The 15,182-nt window shown below is 70.8% G+C and carries 15 protein-coding genes and 1 pseudogene; 8 read left to right on the forward strand and 8 right to left on the reverse strand.

Annotated features, from left to right (window positions below):
* Positions 1 to 16: 16 nt before the first annotated feature.
* A pseudogene (locus SVTN_RS45080) lies at positions 17 to 232 on the forward strand (transposase); the annotation flags it as partial.
* An 11-nt stretch (positions 233 to 243) separates the two neighbouring features.
* Here the strand turns inward: SVTN_RS45080 and SVTN_RS01115 are convergent.
* Entirely contained in the window at positions 244 to 861 is a 618-nt protein-coding gene (locus SVTN_RS01115; protein ID WP_218922673.1) for a CGNR zinc finger domain-containing protein, read from the reverse strand.
* A 57-nt stretch (positions 862 to 918) separates the two neighbouring features.
* Here SVTN_RS01115 and SVTN_RS01120 point away from each other — a divergent pair, with 57 nt between their 5' ends.
* Positions 919 to 1,782, forward strand: a complete 864-nt coding sequence (locus SVTN_RS01120) for an NAD(P)-dependent oxidoreductase (RefSeq protein WP_041127404.1) — start codon at positions 919 to 921, stop codon at positions 1,780 to 1,782.
* 135 nt (positions 1,783 to 1,917) lie between these two features.
* Complete coding sequence (locus SVTN_RS45250; RefSeq protein WP_425429069.1) at positions 1,918 to 2,049, forward strand: hypothetical protein; 132 nt, start codon at positions 1,918 to 1,920, stop codon at positions 2,047 to 2,049.
* Between the two features lie 59 nt (positions 2,050 to 2,108).
* On the opposite strand, the gene SVTN_RS01125 is transcribed toward SVTN_RS45250, so the two are convergent.
* Entirely contained in the window at positions 2,109 to 2,735 is a 627-nt protein-coding gene (locus SVTN_RS01125) for a TetR/AcrR family transcriptional regulator C-terminal domain-containing protein (RefSeq protein WP_041127405.1), read from the reverse strand.
* A gap of 65 nt (positions 2,736 to 2,800) precedes the next feature.
* On the opposite strand from SVTN_RS01125, the gene SVTN_RS01130 reads away from it, so the two are divergent.
* Positions 2,801 to 4,063, forward strand: coding sequence for a beta-ketoacyl-[acyl-carrier-protein] synthase family protein (locus SVTN_RS01130; protein ID WP_041127406.1), 1,263 nt, complete (start codon positions 2,801 to 2,803; stop codon positions 4,061 to 4,063).
* Between the two features lie 161 nt (positions 4,064 to 4,224).
* Here SVTN_RS01130 and SVTN_RS01135 read toward each other — a convergent pair whose 3' ends face one another.
* Complete coding sequence (locus SVTN_RS01135) at positions 4,225 to 4,617, reverse strand: hypothetical protein (RefSeq protein ID WP_041127407.1); 393 nt, start codon at positions 4,615 to 4,617, stop codon at positions 4,225 to 4,227.
* Positions 4,618 to 4,619: 2 nt separating this feature from the next.
* Between SVTN_RS01135 and SVTN_RS01140 the strand changes: the two genes are divergently transcribed.
* Together SVTN_RS01140 and SVTN_RS01145 are read left to right on the forward strand one after the other, a co-directional pair.
* The gene (locus SVTN_RS01140) at positions 4,620 to 4,910 is read left to right on the forward strand and encodes a DUF5713 family protein (protein WP_041127408.1); all 291 of its coding nucleotides are present in this window, start codon (positions 4,620 to 4,622) and stop codon (positions 4,908 to 4,910) included.
* Between the two features lie 78 nt (positions 4,911 to 4,988).
* On the forward strand, positions 4,989 to 5,441 hold the full coding sequence (locus SVTN_RS01145) for a CPBP family intramembrane glutamic endopeptidase (protein WP_281192705.1): 453 nt from the start codon (positions 4,989 to 4,991) through the stop codon (positions 5,439 to 5,441).
* Positions 5,442 to 5,475: 34 nt separating this feature from the next.
* On the opposite strand, the gene rox is transcribed toward SVTN_RS01145, so the two are convergent.
* The 3 genes from rox to SVTN_RS01160 form a co-directional block, all read right to left on the reverse strand.
* Positions 5,476 to 6,903 carry a rifampin monooxygenase gene (rox, locus tag SVTN_RS01150; RefSeq protein ID WP_041127409.1) on the reverse strand — a complete coding sequence of 476 codons (1,428 nt, stop codon included), beginning with the start codon at positions 6,901 to 6,903 and terminating at the stop codon, positions 5,476 to 5,478.
* A gap of 149 nt (positions 6,904 to 7,052) precedes the next feature.
* A complete protein-coding gene (locus tag SVTN_RS01155) occupies positions 7,053 to 8,558 on the reverse strand; it encodes a nucleobase:cation symporter-2 family protein (RefSeq protein WP_078908125.1) in 1,506 nt (501 codons plus the stop codon).
* Positions 8,559 to 8,922: 364 nt separating this feature from the next.
* Entirely contained in the window at positions 8,923 to 9,654 is a 732-nt protein-coding gene (locus tag SVTN_RS01160) for a helix-turn-helix domain-containing protein (RefSeq protein ID WP_052498836.1), read from the reverse strand.
* A gap of 452 nt (positions 9,655 to 10,106) precedes the next feature.
* On the opposite strand from SVTN_RS01160, the gene SVTN_RS01165 reads away from it, so the two are divergent.
* Positions 10,107 to 11,825: a solute carrier family 23 protein gene (locus SVTN_RS01165; protein ID WP_281192290.1), complete on the forward strand. Its 1,719-nt coding sequence runs from the start codon at positions 10,107 to 10,109 to the stop codon at positions 11,823 to 11,825.
* A 177-nt stretch (positions 11,826 to 12,002) separates the two neighbouring features.
* Here the strand turns inward: SVTN_RS01165 and SVTN_RS01170 are convergent, their stop codons facing one another.
* Positions 12,003 to 13,220 carry an alpha/beta hydrolase family protein gene (locus tag SVTN_RS01170; RefSeq protein ID WP_041127410.1) on the reverse strand — a complete coding sequence of 406 codons (1,218 nt, stop codon included), beginning with the start codon at positions 13,218 to 13,220 and terminating at the stop codon, positions 12,003 to 12,005.
* Between the two features lie 331 nt (positions 13,221 to 13,551).
* Here SVTN_RS01170 and SVTN_RS01175 point away from each other — a divergent pair, with 331 nt between their 5' ends.
* Complete coding sequence (locus tag SVTN_RS01175; protein ID WP_041127411.1) at positions 13,552 to 14,034, forward strand: hypothetical protein; 483 nt, start codon at positions 13,552 to 13,554, stop codon at positions 14,032 to 14,034.
* 370 nt (positions 14,035 to 14,404) lie between these two features.
* On the opposite strand, the gene SVTN_RS01180 is transcribed toward SVTN_RS01175, so the two are convergent.
* The gene (locus tag SVTN_RS01180; protein ID WP_041127412.1) at positions 14,405 to 14,950 is read right to left on the reverse strand and encodes an MOSC domain-containing protein; all 546 of its coding nucleotides are present in this window, start codon (positions 14,948 to 14,950) and stop codon (positions 14,405 to 14,407) included.
* Positions 14,951 to 15,182 lie beyond the last annotated feature (232 nt).

The raw sequence follows: 15,182 nt of genomic DNA on the forward strand, positions 1-15,182 counted from the left end.
ACTGGCTCGGCGGAGCATGCGACTGACCCTTGATCCTGATCGTTCACATGGACATGGGGCGGGGGATTTGAGGGATGCCGAGTGGGAGCGGCTGCAGCCTTTCCTGCCGGTCGGCAACGGGCGTTGTGGACGGTGGCGGGATCACCGGCAGGTGATCGACGGGATTCTGCACCGGGTGCGAACCGGAGTCCAGTGGCGTGACCTGCCCGAACGGTTCGGCCCGTGGAAGACGGGCGTCGCCGGTCACTTGTTGGCGAGTCGGGCCTTCTTGACCCTGTTGCCGCAGGTGTTCATCGAGCACCAGCGGCGGTTCCCGCCGCGGCTGGTGTCGAGGAACAGACCGGCGCAGCCGGGGCCTTCGCATGCCTTGATGCGGTCGCGGTCGGGGCCTCCGAGTACGTGGATGGCGTCGGCGGCAAGCACGCCGAGCGCGTCCGGTACCGGTGCTTGCTTGCTGAGGTTCCAGACTGCGAGCCCGTTCTCGTCGAGCGCCGGCCTGGACTGTCCGGCAGCTGCGGCCCTGTTCAGGATCGCCGCGTCGCCCGGATCGGGTCGCTGGGTGGTAGCGACGGCCAGCCCGGCACGGTAGATCGCTTCCCTCAGGCCGATCGCGTCCTGGAGTTCGGCGGGTGAGACGTCGGGGACTGCAAGTCCCGCGGCGTGCAGCCAGAGCTTCAGCCGGCCGTGGCTGGAGAGCCGCTCCTGGGGCGCCTCGCCGGCCCGGTCGCTCATCGTGGCGGTGAAGCGGAACGCCAGTACCTCGTTGTCCAGCCGGAACAGTTGACGGGCCTCCACAGTCACCACCTTCCACGCCACCATGGACCACTGCTTGAACCATCTTAGCCGGTTCGACACGGGCATCGACCCGCGCCACAATAGAACCGTCTTAGACGGTTCACAGGTGGAGGTGGTCGTGTGATGGGCGAGGTTGCAGTCATCGGTCTGGGCGGGATGGGGCGGGCGATCGCACGCAATCTGGTGCGGGCAGGCCACGAGACCGTTGTGTGGAACCGCTCTGCGGGGCCTGCGGAAGAGCTCGCGGAGGCCGGTGCCCTCCGCGTCGCGTCCGTCGCGGAGGCGCTCCAGTGCCCGGTGGTGTTCTCGGTCCTGTCCGACGACGCGTCCGTCGCAGAGGTCTTTCTCGACTCCGGGGTCCTCGGCGAGGCCCGGCACGGGGCGGTCCACGTCAACGTGGCCACGGTGAGCGTCGAACTGGCCCGCCGTGCCGCAGAGGAGCACGCTGCGCACGGGATCGGCTATGTCGCCGCCCCGGTGTTCGGCCGGGTCAGCGTCGCGGAGGCCGGGGCACTGAACGTCCTCGCCGCAGGAAAGCCCGAACTCATCGACCGGGCCCAACCGTTCTTCGACGTGATCGGATCCCGCACCTGGCGCCTGGGCGAGCTGCCCGAACAGGCCAACACCGCCAAGATCCTGGGCAACTACCTGATCGCCTGCGCGATCCAGTCGCTCGGGGAGGCGGTCAGCGTCGCCGACGCGGCCGGCGCCGACCCGGGCCAGTTCGTCGAACTGCTGGCCTCGACACTCTTCCCCGGACCCGTCTACTCCGGATACGGGTCGATGATCGCGCAGCGCAGCTATCAGCCGGCCGGGTTCACCACGGCACTCGGACGCAAGGACCTCCACCTCGCCCTCGACGCAGCAGCCGGCCACGCGGTCCCCCTGCCGTTCGGCGAACTGCTCAGGGGCGTGTTCGACCAGGCGATCGCCGACGGCCGCGCAGCGGACGACTGGGCGGTGATCACCGAACAGCAGCCGCGATGAACACCACTGCTCGTACGGTCGTTGACTGCTCGTACGGTCATTGACGCGCGGTGCCCAGCGCCGGGCAGGGCGGTCCGCATGCCGCCCGTACCGCACCGCACCGCCCGCCGACCGACAGCGACACCTTGCGAGGTCGTGGCGGCGATCGGGGCGCTGCGGCGGGAGCGCAAGTGGTCCGCGGCCCGGATCGCGTTCGAGCTCGCCGCTGACGGCGTGCCGGTCTCCCGCCGGACGGTCACCCGCCGACGCGCCCACGCCCGCGTCTGAACCTCAGAAGCCCAGCGCGCTGAAGCCCTTCCGGTCCGGAACATCCACTACAACCACCGTCATGACTTCTGGGCGTCCTCGGGTTCGTCGTGGATGGTCAGTGCTCCGGCGAGGTCGAGGTCGGCGACCGTGCCGTGTGCCCCGGCGCGGACGAGCAGCACTGCGCCGAGCGCGGTGCTCCAGAACGTCCTCGCCTCCACGTCGAGTGGTCGACGGGTCCTCCAGCCACGACCGTCGACGAGCTGGTTCACGAAGCGCTCGGACTGCCGGAACAGCAACTGGAGGTGCCGGTCGACCACGGGGGCGAGTTCGGGCCTGGAGATCGCGGCGGCGAGTGCTCGCGCGACGGACGGGAGCGAGGGCATGGCCAGTACGGCGCGGGCGATGTTGCGCCGGAAGGTCGCCGCGTCGGGGGCTTGGCGACCGATGCGCTCGATCCGTCGGGCGTCGTGCAGCAAGCCGAGAAATGCGGCGTGTACGAGCAGGGAGTCCTTGGAGCCGAAGTAGTAGGTGACCTGATTGGGGAAGACGTCTGCCGCGTTCGCGATCTCCGCGACGCTCAGCTCGGCACCAGGTCGCTCCTTGCAGAGCCGGGCAGTGGTCTCGATCAGTCGACGCCTCGTCGCGCGACCACGGTCACGCGACCGGGTCGACGTCGACCGCGCTTCGGTTCGCTTCTTCTCCACGACGGAATTGTATGTGATACAACAAGGCCGTTCACTTGTATCGCATACAAGAAAGGCGGAAGGGTATGCACCGGACTGAAGTCGTCGTGACCGGACTCGGCGCGATCACGCCACTCGGTGGAGACGTGGCGTCCACGTGGGAGGCCTTGCTCGCCGGCGAGTCGGGCATCCGCGGCGGCGTCCTGCGCGGCCACGAGGACGCCGGTCTTCCCGGCACCGTCGCGGGGACGATGGCGGTCGACCCCGCCGAGCTGCTGACGCCGGTGCAGGCCAGACGGCTCGACCGCTCGCAACAGGCGGCCCTCGCCGCGGCGGCCGAGGCCTGGACCGATGCGGGGGCCCCGGACGTGGCCCCGGACCGGCTCGCATCGGCGATAGGCACGGGCATCGGGGGCGTACGGACGCTGCTGAAAGAAGACGACGTACTGGAGACCGCCGGGACCCGGCGCGTCTCGCCACGCACGGTCCCGATGCTCATGCCCAACGCGGCGGCGGCGCTGATCAGCATCGAATACGGTGCACGGGCCGGCGTCTACACGCCCGTCTCGGCGTGCTCCTCCGGCGCCGAAGCGATCGCCCTGGGGGCCAGGCTCATCCGCGCCGGCGAGGCGGACGTGGTCATCGCGGGCGGGACCGAGGCCGCGATCACCCCGATCACCGTCGCCGGGTTCGTCCAGGCACAAGCACTGTCCCGGCACGCCGCCGAACCCGCCTCGGCGTCCCGGCCGTTCGCCGCGGACCGCAGCGGATTCGTCCTCAGCGAAGGCGCCGCCGTCGTGGTGCTCGAAAGCGCCGAGCACGCCCGCGCCCGAGGCGCGCACGTCCACGCGGTGCTCGCGGGCGCCGGCATCGCCGCTGACGCCCACCACATCACGGCACCCGCTCCCGACGGCTCCGGTCAGGTCTCCGCCATGCGCAAGGCCCTCGCGCAAGCCGGTCTGGCTCCCGAGCGGATCAGCCACGTCAACGCCCACGCCACCGGCACTCCGGTCGGCGACACCGCCGAGGCACACGCGATCAGGGAGGTGTTCGGCCGCGCCACCGTGACAGCCCCCAAGGCGGCACTCGGTCATCTCTTCGGCGCGGCCGGTGCGATCGAGGCGCTCATCGCCGTCCTCAGCGTGGAACACGGCGTCATCCCGCCGACCCGCAACCTCACCACGGCCGGCGTCGGTCCCGACATCGATCTCGACGTCGTCGCAGAGCGACGGGACGCCCCCCAGGAGGCCGTGCTCAGCAACTCCTTCGGCTTCGGCGGACAGAACGTCTCACTCGTCGTCACCCGCGCACGGCACCACACGTCCCGTACAGCCCCGACCGCACCATGACCTGCATGGACACATCATCGTCCGCGGACGGCCCCCACCGGTTGACCGAACGCCGGGACCATCCCCTCAGGCCCGGGAAGCAGCCGGCCTCGCCCCAGCCCTGAACGTCCGGTGTCGAGGGTGAACGAGTCACCGGCCCCGAGGAGCGGTGAGGCCGGGTTCTACTTGCCGGGGCGTCCGAGCTGGTGGACGGTCCAGCCCGCCGCGCGCCAGGGCTCGGGGTCCAGGGTGGTACAGCAGTCGACCAGCAGGGCGGTGGCCGGGCGGCCGACAAGGGCCCGGGTGATGAGGCCCAGGGCCGTGTCGGTGCGGCTCTCGTTGATCGCCTCGGCGGCGCGCAGGAGGGCTGCGGCCCGGTCGGTGCCGAGCTGCCGGGGGGAGGCGGTGAAGGCGCGGACGTCCTTGGGCAGGCAGCCGCCGCCGTAGCCGATGCCGGGCCTCATGCCGCCGCTGCCGATGCGGGGATCGATGCCGATGAAGTGGAGTTCGGCGAAGGCGGCGGCCTCGGGGATGCCAGCGTGTGGTGAAAGTCCTGGTCGCGTGGGGTCCGGCATCGATGGGGGCGTCATTGTCAGTTGATCATGTGGTCGATCAGGGGAAGGCGATCCTGTTGCGGCTGTGCGGGCGCGTCGAGGCCGAGCAGCCGTCGGATACGGAGAACCTGTATGCACTCACCCGGGCTGCGACGGCTGAGTTCAACCTGCTGGACAGGGAGTTCGTAGCGGCCGGGAGCGGGATCGAGACGGTTGCACGTGAATGGATCTGTGACGAGTTCTGCTTCGTCGCGTCGGCATACGGGTTCACGGACGCGGATGCGGAGGAGCTGACCGCCGGCCGGGACTGGTGAGCGAGGACAGGAAGGCCGCCTCCTCCGGCGTTCCTGACGGACTACCCGGACCTGGCCGGGCAGAAGGCGTCACTCGTCCTGGCCCTGGTGGCAATGACCCTGTGCGTCGGGGGCGGCGAGGAGCTGATGTTCCGCGGGATCGGCGTGCAGGTCTTCAAGCGGGCCGGTTTCGGCGAGGGCGAGGTCGCCCTGTACTCCTCGCTGGTCTTCGGCCTCGTCCACGTCAGCAACGCGTTCGGGGAGGGAGTCCAGGACCTCTTCCAGGCCGTGATCGTGTCGACCTCCGGCTATTTCTTCTACCTGTACTTGCGGGTCGGCGGCACGCTGCTGCTGCCGATGCTCGTCCACGGTCTGGGGGACCTCGGGCTCACGTCGGACCTGGTCGGCGACAAAGCCGAGGCGTACGCCGGGATCGTGCTGCCGATCCTGCTCCAGGTCGTGCTGATCGTCCTTGTCGTCGTCAAGCGCCGCTCGAGCGAACCGGCCGCCTCCGCGCCCGCGCCCGCCGTGGACGCGGGCAGGCCGGCATAGCGGCAGGAACATCGTCGCGCGCCCGACTGCGCCCTCAGCCGACGGCGGGGCCGAACCAGCGGGGCAGCCGGTCGAGCAGGTCCCGCTGGTCGTCACCGACCCACGCCACGTGGCCGTCGGGCCGCAGCAGGACGGCGGGCGCGTCGAGTTCCTCGCTCACGTCGACGACGTGGTCGACACGGTCCGCCCAGCCCTCCGCCGAGAGCCGACCGGTCTGGTCGAGCAGCAGTCCGCGGCCGCCGTGCGTCAGCTCGTACAGGCGTCCCCGCTTGAGCCCGATGTCGCGCAGCCGTCGGCCGAGCAGGGGATGGCCCTCGCCGAAGTCGTAGCGGACTCCGATCGCGGTGATCCTCTCGATCAGGTACCGGTTCACGTCCTCGAAGTCCATCAGTTCCGACATCAGTCGGCGTACCGCCCGGGGGCCCGGTTCGTCGGACTGCAGCTCGACCTGTGCCCGGGTGGTGTCGAGGACGGCGGCGGCCACGGGGTGCCGCTCGGTGTGGTAGCTGTCGAGGAGCCCTTCGGGCGCCCAGCCGGCGATCTCGGCGGCCAGCTTCCAGCCGAGGTTGAACGCGTCCTGGATGCCGAGGTTGAGGCCCTGCCCTCCGTGCGGTGGATGGATGTGCGCCGAGTCGCCGGCCAGGAACACCCGGCCGGCCCGGTAGCGCTCGGCCTGCCGGGTGGCGTCACCGAACCGGGACAGCCAGCGCGGCGAATGCACGCCGAAGTCGGTACCGGCGAGCACCCGGATCCGCTCCTTGAACTCCTCGAAGGTCGGCGGGACCGTGCGGTCCTCGGCGACTTCCTCCGTGCGTACGACGAAGCCGTAGACCCCGGCCGTGTCGGGTGCGGGGCCGAACCGCAGGTCCGGCGAGCCGAGTTCGGCCGCGGCGGCGGTCATCGTCTCCGGCGCGACGGCCACCTCCGCCTCTCCGAGGAGCCATTCACGCCTGGCCGGTTCGCCGGGGAAGCCGACGCCGATCAGTTTCCGGACCGTGCTGCGGCCGCCGTCGCAGCCGACGAGGTAGCGCGCGCGGAGCCGCGTACCGTCCGCGAGCTCGGCGGTCACCCCGTCCTCGTCCTGGCTCAGCCCGGTCAGCGCGCGGCCGCGCCGGATCTCGGCACCGGCCTCGATCGCGTGCTCGGTCAGCAGACGGTCGGTGAGGGGCTGCGGGATGCCGAGGATGTAGGAGTGGGCGGTGTCCAGCCGGTCCGGCCGCGGCTTCCGGATGCCGGCGAAGGAACCACCGAGCGGGTACCGCGTGCCGAGTGCGAGGAACCGGTCGAGCAGACCGCGCTGGTCCAACACCTCGATGCTGCGCGCGTGCAGGCCACGCGCGCGGATCACCTTGGTGGGCTCCGTCTCCTGCTCCAGTACGACCGTGTGCACGCCGTGCAGTCGCAACTCGCCGGCCAGCATCATGCCGGTCGGTCCCCCGCCGACCACGATCACGTCGATCATCAGCACACCCGTTCGGTGAGTTCGAGTTCCGGCCGGCCGTTCCGCGCGGCCCGGCAGACACGTATACCCGTACCACCGAGCCCCGTACCGGCCTGCGCGAAGCCGGTCTCCTCCCTCCACCTCTGGTGGGAGAAGACCGGCCGAGGCTGTCAGTGGTGAAGGGCCGGAGCCGCTTCGGGGGTCTCGGCCGGTCTTCGGCCGAGGTGGTTGAAGGCGAGGTTGAGCAGGACGGCGACGACGCAGCCGGTGCTGATGCCGGAGTCCAGGACGATGCGGGCTCCCTCGGGGAAGGCGTGGTAGAAGTCCGGGGCGGCGATGGGGATGATGCCGGCGCCGAGCGAGATGGCGACGACGAGGACGTTGTCACCGCGTTCGAGGGCCGCTCCGGCGAGGGTCTGGATGCCGCTGGCGGCGACGGTGCCGAAGAGGGCGATGCCGACCCCGCCCAGGACGGGCTGCGGGATGAGGGCGACGACGGAGGCCAGAACCGGGCACAGGCCGAGCAGGACGAGGATGCCGCCGGCCGCGGCGACGACGTAGCGGCTGCGCACCTTGGTGATGGCGACCAGGCCGACGTTCTGCGCGAAGGCGCTGGCGGCGAAGCCGTTGAAGAAGGGGCTGATGGCGGTGCCCAGGCCGTCGGCGCGCAGCGCGGCGGCGAGGGTCTTCTCGTCGGCGGGCCGCTCGACGATCTCGCCGAGGGCCAGGACGTCGGCGGTGGACTCGGTCATCGAGACGAGCATCACGATGCACATGGAGATGATCGCGGCGGCCGCGAACTGGGGAGCGCCGAAGTGGAAGGGGGTGGGGATGCCGACGATGTCGGCTTCGGTGACGCCGCTGAAGTCCGCGACGCCGAGCGGGAGGGAGACGAGGGTGCCGGCGACGAGGCCGAGCAGGATGGAGATCTGCTTGAGGAAGCCGGTCAGCAGGCGCCGCAGGGCCACGGTGATCAGGAGGGTGGCGGTGGCCAGGCCGATGTACTTGAGGCTGCCGTAATCGGCGGCCTGCCGGTTGCCGCCCTGGGACCAGTTGAAGGCGACGGGCAGCAGGGACACCCCGATGAGGGTGATGACGGTGCCGGTGACGACCGGCGGGAAGAAGCGGATGAGCTTGCAGAAGAAGGGGGCGAGGAGGAACCCGAAGACTCCGGCGACGATCACGGCGCCGTAGATGACGGGCAGGGCGTCCTCGGGTCCCTCGGCCTTCGCGATCGCGAGCATGGGGGCGACGCCGGCGAAGGAGACGCCGTTGACGAAGGGCAGGCGCGCGCCGACCTTCCAGAACCCGAGGGTCTGGAGCAGGGTGGCGATGCCCGAGGTGAACAGGCTCGCGCTCATCAGGAACGCGATCTCCGTGGTGGACAGGCCCACGCCGATGCCGACGACGAGCGGGGGCGCGACGACGCCGGCGTACATGGCGGCGACGTGCTGCAGACCGGCGCTGAGGAGTCTGAGCGGCGGGAGCGTCTGGTCGACCGGGTGGGGAGCGGTCGGATCGGTGGCGGTGGTCGGTTCGGTAGCGGTGGTCGGTTCGGTGGCGATGGTCGAATTGGTGGTGGTGGCCGGTTCGGTGGTGGTGGCCGGTTCGGTGGTGGCGGTGGTCGGATCGGGCGAGGGCTCGACCGGGTCCTTCGCGGGGGCGGTTTCCGACATGGTGGCGTGCCTCCTGGCAGCAGCGGCTGGCGAGTCGCGGGCAGATCGAGCAGGCCCGCGAAGGACCTGCTCCGGAATGGGATTGCTGAGGGGTGACACAGGAGGGGCTGTATCGGAGGCGGCCGGTGGCAGTGCGTGCGGCTGCGGGGCCGGTGGGTGGTTCTGTGGCTGCGGGGCCGGTGCGGGGTTCTGCGGCTGTGGGGGCGATACGAAGTTCTGCGGCTGCGGGGGCGGAATCGTGTCCCGTACTTTCCCGTGGCTCTTTCCCGAAGCTTCGGACGATCGCTTCACATTCATCCACGATTTGGAACTTGCTCTCCGTAGCGTGGAGTTTCCCTAGTTGCTCATGGCCGAGCTTCGAGTGTCAAGAGGCGGCAGAACCCGGTCCGGGAGCCGCCTGGGTCGCGGCGCGCACCTGTTGCCACAGGTACAGGTCGATGCGGTCCAGGAAGTCGGCCGCCTGTGCTTCGGCCGCGGCCGCCGCTCGGGGCGAGCCGCCGACGGCGCCTTCGAACTGCTGGTAGATCAGGTGGAGTTGCTCCAGGGCGTGGCCGATCACCTCGTGCGGGAGGGGAACGATCCGGCTGACCGGGGAGACGTAGTTGGGCCACCAGCCGCTCACGGCTTCGCGCAACAGGACCCGCAGTTGGCCGGTCCTGCCGCAGGCGGCCACGAAACAGGCCGGCGGTGGGCGCAGGGTGTGCAGGAGGGCGCGGGTCTGGTCGGCCGTGCCCCGCCATCGGTTGCGGCGCTCGGCCTCCTCCCAGCGGGCGTGCGTCATGCCGAGCGCGGCCGCGACCTGACCGGTCGAGAGCCCGGCGACGGCGCGGCACTGGGCGAGGGTCGCCGCCTCCCCGACGAGATCGACGGGCGAGCACCAGAGCGCGGCGGCGAGTGCCTGGATGTGGGCGGCGTCCGGTACGACGGTGCCCGCTTCCCAGGCCGCGAGGGCGTCGGGATGCAGCGGTTCGCCGCGGTAGGCGGCGATGGCCCAGGCGACCTGGCCGAGCGTCAGCCCCAGGCGTCTTCGAACGGCCGCGGCACGGGCGGGATGGAAGGGCGGGAGAGGAGAAGGGTCGTCGTCTGCGGAAGACATAGCGGCACACCGTAGGGAGCCGTCAGGATTTCGCCAAGCGTCCGGGAAGGTGCCCGTGGCGTTGCGGGCATGGTTCAACAGGTTGAACCCACAGCCTGACAGACAGCCATTCATAGGATCCTCCATGGGGCGAGACCTTCGACCACCTGCCCCTTCATCCGCGCCCGCGACCTCGGGAAGACTCCGGCGCGGTTCCCTTCCTGGCGGATCATCCAAAGTTCAAACCCAACTTGCGTAGCAATGAAGGGTTGTTGACGGCCGGCGGTACGGCTCCTTAGAGTCCGGTTGCGTCCGTAGTGGAAGTTACTTTCCACGATACGGATCCAGGTGGCGAGGGCTGTTCTCCATCCCTTCCAGCCCGCCGCCACCTGCTTCTCTCCCGGGATGAGCCGTTCCTCGTCCAGTCCGCCCCTGACCCAGCGCGCCTGCCGGAAACCGCCTTCCGGCAGGTGGTGTCGCAAGGAACCGCTTTGTCTCCCCGCGCCTCTGCAAGAACCGCGGCCACGGCCCCGCACCCGGTCGATGAGATCCTGCCCGCCCGCCGCCTGATACCCGCCGCGCTCCAACACGTGGCCAGCATGTACGCCGGTCTCACCGCCCCGCCCCTGATCATCGGCAGCGCCCTCGGCCTGACCGCCGCGGAACTCTCCGCCCTGCTCGCGGCCGCCCTCGTGGTGGCCGGTCTGGGCACCATCGCCCAGACCCTCGACCTCTTCGGTGTCGGCGCCCGATTGCCCATGACCAACGGCGTCTCCTTCACCGTGGTCTCCCCGGCGCTGGCCGGTACCGCCTCGAAGGGCACCGACGGCCTGGCCGAGATCTTCGGCGCCACCCTGATCGCCGGGATCGTCTGTCTGCTCCTCGCCCCGGCCTTCCGCCGGCTCGTCAGGTTCTTCCCGCCCGTGGTCAGCGGCGGCGTCATCACCCTCGTCGGCATCTCGCTGCTGCCCGTGGCCAGCGTCTGGGCCCGCGGCGGCGACTCCGGGGCCCCCGACTTCGGCTCCTCCTCCAATCTCGCCCTCGCCGGCGCCACCCTCGTCATCACCCTCGCCCTCCACCGGGCGCTCTCCGGCCGCTTCCTCGGCCGCATCGCGATCCTGCTCGGCATGGTCGCGGGCACCCTGATCGCCCTCCCCTTCGGCAAGGTCGACCCCGGCTCCCTCACACAGGCGTCCCTGTTCGCCCTGCCCGAACCCTTCGCCTTCGGCATCCCGCACCTGGTGCCCACCGTGATCGCCACCACGGTGGTGGTCATGCTCGTGTCGATGATGGAGTCCACCGCCTCGCTGCTCGCCCTCGGCGCGGTGACCGGCCGCCCCACCCAGGACCGCACCCTCACCGGAAGCCTCCGCGCGCTGGGCCTGACCACCGTCCTCGGCGGCGTCCTCGGCTCGTTCATCAGCACCTCATACGCGCAGAACGTGGGCCTGGTCGCCCTCAGCCGGATCCGCAGCCGCTACGTGGTCACCCTCTGCGGAGCCCTCCTGGTGCTGATGGGCCTCGTCCCGGTCCTCGGCTCCCTCGTCGCCCTCGTCCCGCTGCCCGTCCTCGGCGGCGCCGGCGTCGTCTTCTTCGGATCGGTGGCCGTGGCCGGCATCCGCACCCTGGCCAAGGCGGCCCTCGGCACCGGCCACAACGGCCTGATCGTCTCCGTCACCCTCGCCTTCGGGCTCTTCCCCGTGGCCACCCCCGACTTCTACGAGCGCCTGCCCGCCCCCGCCGCCACCGTGCTGGGCTCGGGCATCACCGCCGGCTGCCTGGTCGCCATCCTGCTGAACTACCTGCTCAACCATCTCGGCCGAGGCACCGAAGCCGACCTCGACGCGATTCCCGCCGAGCAGGTCACCGCGCTCGGCGGCACCGCTCCCCTGGGCGCGACCTCTCCGTACACCCCCGCGCCCGTCCGGTCACCCTTCGGCACCACGACGGCACCGGGCCCCCAGGCCGTGCCCCAGCCCCCGCCCCATGGCCCACTCACCGGAGACTGGCCGGCCTACGACACGGACCTCGTCACCAGCGCCCCCGAGACCGACCACGATCCCGGTGCGGCGGCCTACGCCCCGTCCGCGTCCGAAGGCGTCAGCTTCCCCGGCCCCTTGCACCCCCTGCGCAACCGGAGTGGACACCCCGACGACCCGACTACGCACGGCCGGGACACCAGGTCCGGCTGACGCCCTGCAGACGGCAAGGAGTAAAGCGTTCGTCAGTTCCTGTCGCAGATGCAGGTGGATCTTCGATCCCGACTTGCCGCGGTCGGTCGGATTCGGTCCCGTCATTGGCACCACCCTCCTGAACAGCACCCACGACTCGTCCGGCACCAACCGCTCGCCCAGACCCGTCCCGGGTGCTCAGGGGAGGAACGTCACCGCCGGGAAGGCCGGGGACGGGCCGTCGAGCAGGTGGGACCGGCGGTGACGCAGGTGCTCGTCGAAGAACGCGAGCGGGTACGCCTGCTGGATCTTCACCGCCTGGTCGGGATCGAGGGTGCCGATCACTTCCTGGAGCTGCTGACCGCTCCATCCGAACAGCTTCGCCACCTGTGGGAACAGCGCCTCGTTGTCGCCGTACGAGATGTGGACGGCGCCCTGGGCCTGGATGTCCAGCCGCCAGCCCCGCAGGTGCGACCAGAACGCGGCCGCCTCGGGATCCGTGGCCCGGGTGAACGCGGCGGACATCATCATGAACGGCCGGTCCAGGTCGCCGGTCAGTGGCGGGTTCATCTGCATCGGGCCGTCGAGGCTCAGCCCGGCCCGGATGCGCTCGTCCGCGAGCGTGGCGCAGGCGGTGGCCGTCCCGCCCTTCGACCAGCCGAACGCGCCCATGCGCCGCGGGTCGAGGGAACCGAGCAGCCCGGCCGGCAGGTGCCGCCGGTCGGCGTCGGGATTGTGCCCGGCAGCGAGCTGCTCGACGCCGTCGAGAACGAAGCGCAGATCGGCGGCGAAGTCCCCGGGCAGCGTCGGCGCCTGCCTGTCGTAGAGCGGGACGGCAACCCGGCCGTCCGGGAACTCGGTGTACGTGTCGTACTGGTGGGCCACCGTCACCACCGCGTATCCGTGGCTGGCGAGCTCTTGGACCATGATGGTGTGGTCGCCCTGGTGGCTGCGCGCGCCGTGCGAGTACACGACGACGGACAGTCGTCGGCCCGGCCGTAGTACCGGAGCGCCCGCGTGGCCGGCGGTGAGCGGCGCCAGCGGGGCGAGGGCGCTGAACCCCACGTCGTCGAGGAACGCCTGGAGTGCGCCGGGCGGCATCCAGGGCGCCACCGGGTACCGCTGGACGTCCCGGGCGGGGTACCACACGGTGGCCATCAGCTCCCGGAAGCACCCCGGGCCCGCGATGCCGTCCGGACGCGACCGGTCGACGAGACGCAGCTGTACGGTGCCCACCGGGTACGGCCCGGTCGGCACGGGCAGCGTGAGCCGCGCCGGAGCGGGCGTCCCCGCTTCCTTCGCCCACGCGGGGCCGGCGACGGCGGCAAGCGGCACGGCCGCCCCGGCGGCCAGCGCGGCTCCCAGCATGCCGCGGCGCGTCATGCCCTTCCGGCTGATGAACGGCGTGGTGATCATGAGCCCTCCCGTAGTGACTGATCGTCAACCGTGCCGCGACGGCCAGTCCGTGGGCACAGAGGAACGCTGTCACGCGCCCCTCCCATGAGGCATCAGCCCACGGTTCGATCAACTGCACGGGCATCAGCCCACGGGTTTACACCCGGGGTAGATGCGGTGAGCGGTGGCTTCCTCCGGCGGCTCGTGTGGGCGGTCGTCAACAGCAGTTCAGGAAGAGCGAACCTGGTGCGTCAGCCGTGCGAGCCAGCACCCCAACACCACTGGCACGACGGCCTGTTCGCAGACCTTCCGCCGTGCGGTGGACAACCTTCCCAAGTAACCTCGGGACCTAGTGAAAACCGAACGCAGAGGCGGAACCGCACCCTGGGCCAAGGTCCTCGGTGCGGTTCTGCTCACCCCCGCCCTGGCGCTCGCCGCCTACTTCGCCATCGCCGACCACCGCCAGGAGGCCCGGGAGCAGGACGCCTTCGAGGCCACCCGGCAGGACGCGGCGCGGTTCGCCGACGCCCTCGTCGCCGAGAAGGGCCTCACGCCCTCCGACCAGGACGTACGGGACGCCCTCGAAGGATTCACCACCGGCGGCCCGCCCTTCGGGACGTTCGTGGAGGCGCGCCCCACGGAGCACGGCACCCGGCTCTTCGTCGAGTTCACCCGCGGTTACGAACGGACCGTGCCCGTGTTCGGCCCGGCCGACGCCGTGACCTCCCGCTGCTTCATCATCGACCTCCCCAAGGCCGGCCCGGCCCGGCCCCGGGTCACGGCCCACGGCTCCCGGGAGTCCTGCGCGTCCGTGGCCGCCTCCACCCCGAACTGATCGGAGTCCCCCGTGTCCGATGCCGACGAGGTCTTCCCGGCCTGGTCCAGGATCACCCGCTGGCTGGAGAAGCACGCCCAGGCGACCACGCGGCACCGCGCACGCGCGCTGGGTCCCGTTCGCCCAGGCGCTCACCGGTGCTCTGCTCTTCGTCGACCACCGTGAGGGCGGGTACGGGACGGTCTGCGAGGTCTCCTTCGGCGACCCGAACCACCGGCGGCCCTCGCCGGGCCTCGGGGCCATGCTCGACGACCTGGCCGGCGCCATGACGGACCCGGCTCCCGCCCCGCCCGGAGTTCCGCCCGTGTGCCGGAGGGAGTGGGTCGGGTCGGACAGGCGGCCCTTACCCCCGAAGGTTCCTTCAGTCTGTCTAGACGCGTTCCAGTCGCCGGTGGGGAGTCGGCGGGAGTTCGATCACGACGCTGTCACCAGGCTTCACAGGGCCGCCATGGCGGACGACCGCCATCACGCCCGCCTTGAAGGCGAATTCCTCTGAGTCCGGCTCGAGGACGAACATCTCGCCGAGCAGTCCCGACCGGAAGTCGTTGATCTTCGCGCACGGGTTCCGCAGCCCTGTCACCTCGACCACCGCTTCACCGCCCAGATGCAACAGTGTTCCGGTGGGGAGCCCGAGCAGGTCGACGCCGCGCGTGGTGATGTTCTCCCCGAGCTGACCCGCGGAGACATCGAAGCCCTTGAGCGCGAGCTCGTCGAAGAGCTCCGCATGCATCAGGTGGACCTGGCGCAGGTTGGGCAGATCCGGCTCATAGGTCATGCGGAACTGATGACGGATCGTCTCCCCCGCATGGGCGTCCCCCTCGACGCCCAGCCCGGCGAGAAGGTTGATCGCACTTCGGTTCGGCTTGCTGAACGCATAGGTCGCGCTGCGACTCACCGCCGTGACTGTGCCGCCCATGCCCCAACCCATCTGCCACCGAATCCTTACCCGGCCGATCCTAGAGGGGCATCACAGGCCTCCCGACCGTCAGCGGGAGCCCTCTGACCATCCCTGCGGGCGCGGTCACGTCGGTGACCGTCACCGACGCCTGCGGGGTTCCCGGAGACGGGCGCCCCCCCGATGTCTCGGCCCGGGGATCCTCGCGTACCGAGTCCTGGACGGGCACGCCCTGGGGCCGCAGCCGCCGTCG

Source organism: Streptomyces vietnamensis, assembly GCF_000830005.1.
GTDB lineage: Bacteria > Actinomycetota > Actinomycetes > Streptomycetales > Streptomycetaceae > Streptomyces > Streptomyces vietnamensis.

What these genes read in the sequence shown, in the direction of transcription:
- SVTN_RS01140 (WP_041127408.1), top strand. Translation starts at nt 4,620, where the DNA reads ATGGGGGCGTCATTGTCAGTTGATCATGTGGTCGATCAGGGGAAGGCG.
- SVTN_RS01135 (WP_041127407.1), bottom strand. Translation starts at nt 4,617, where the DNA reads ATGCCGGACCCCACGCGACCAGGACTTTCACCACACGCTGGCATCCCC.
- rox (WP_041127409.1), bottom strand. Translation starts at nt 6,903, where the DNA reads ATGATCGACGTGATCGTGGTCGGCGGGGGACCGACCGGCATGATGCTG.
- SVTN_RS01155 (WP_078908125.1), bottom strand. Translation starts at nt 8,558, where the DNA reads ATGTCGGAAACCGCCCCCGCGAAGGACCCGGTCGAGCCCTCGCCCGAT.
- SVTN_RS01160 (WP_052498836.1), bottom strand. Translation starts at nt 9,654, where the DNA reads ATGTCTTCCGCAGACGACGACCCTTCTCCTCTCCCGCCCTTCCATCCC.
- SVTN_RS01120 (WP_041127404.1), top strand. Translation starts at nt 919, where the DNA reads ATGGGCGAGGTTGCAGTCATCGGTCTGGGCGGGATGGGGCGGGCGATC.
- SVTN_RS01130 (WP_041127406.1), top strand. Translation starts at nt 2,801, where the DNA reads ATGCACCGGACTGAAGTCGTCGTGACCGGACTCGGCGCGATCACGCCA.
- SVTN_RS01170 (WP_041127410.1), bottom strand. Translation starts at nt 13,220, where the DNA reads ATGATCACCACGCCGTTCATCAGCCGGAAGGGCATGACGCGCCGCGGC.
- SVTN_RS01180 (WP_041127412.1), bottom strand. Translation starts at nt 14,950, where the DNA reads ATGGGCGGCACAGTCACGGCGGTGAGTCGCAGCGCGACCTATGCGTTC.
- SVTN_RS01115 (WP_218922673.1), bottom strand. Translation starts at nt 861, where the DNA reads ATGCCCGTGTCGAACCGGCTAAGATGGTTCAAGCAGTGGTCCATGGTG.